Below are 359 nucleotides of genomic sequence, written 5' to 3' on the forward strand. Positions count from 1 at the left end.
TACGACGCGGCAGGTAACTTCTTAAAGAAAACCGACTACTCACAAAACAGCAGCAGTGCCTATCAGTACCAAAGCGGCACCAATAAATTAAGCTCGGTGCGACTTAAAAGCGGGACGCTAAAAACCTTTGGCTACGATAACAAAGGCAACCAAACCCATGCGAATAACCGCAGAGAAGTCACCTACAATGTGTTTAACAAGCCCACCAACATCAACCGTGGTGGCACCAATGCAAACTTTTACTACGATGCTAACTGGGCGCGCTATAAGCAACTGTCGACCACCAATAATGTGACAACGACAACGTATTATATAGGCAACTACGAAGTAATAAAGCAAGGCCGCAGCACCACAACCTT

The 359-nt window shown here is 46.0% G+C and carries 1 pseudogene; it reads left to right on the forward strand.

Going from position 1 to position 359, the window contains the following annotated elements:
• Positions 1-359 (forward strand): annotated as a pseudogene (locus AB9H30_RS19400) (hypothetical protein); the annotation flags it as partial.

Source organism: Glaciecola sp. SC05 (genome assembly GCF_041380235.1).
Taxonomy (GTDB): Bacteria; Pseudomonadota; Gammaproteobacteria; order Enterobacterales; family Alteromonadaceae; genus Glaciecola.